Origin of the sequence: Staphylococcus pasteuri, assembly GCF_030547725.1 — a bacterium.
Taxonomy (GTDB): domain Bacteria; phylum Bacillota; class Bacilli; order Staphylococcales; family Staphylococcaceae; genus Staphylococcus; species Staphylococcus pasteuri.
This window is the reverse complement of record NZ_JAUOQO010000695.1, coordinates 1-248: the sequence shown is the minus strand read 5'-3', so window position 1 is coordinate 248 and position 248 is coordinate 1. Positions and strand designations below refer to the sequence as shown.

General features: G+C 31.5%; 1 protein-coding gene. It reads left to right on the top strand.

What is annotated here, in order from left to right:
* A partial coding sequence (locus Q4528_RS15190) for a hypothetical protein (RefSeq protein ID WP_303522532.1) occupies window positions 1-248 on the top strand: 248 nt, incomplete at both ends.

Genomic DNA, 248 nt, shown 5'->3' with positions numbered 1-248 from the left:
ATATTTCATTTTGGTTTTTTAAGAATGGTTTCAAAAAAGCTGACACAATTCATTCACTCTCTACTTATTTAAACGATTGGGCTATAAAAATGGGAAACACTGGCGAAAAAATAGTTATGCCAAACGCAGTAAATTTTAAAAAATTTAGTACCAGAGCCAATGAAGTGGAAATTGAAAATATTAAAAAACAATATGGAAAAAAGGAGGGTGAGATTTGGGTGGTGACAACAAGTAGGTTGGTAGTAAAG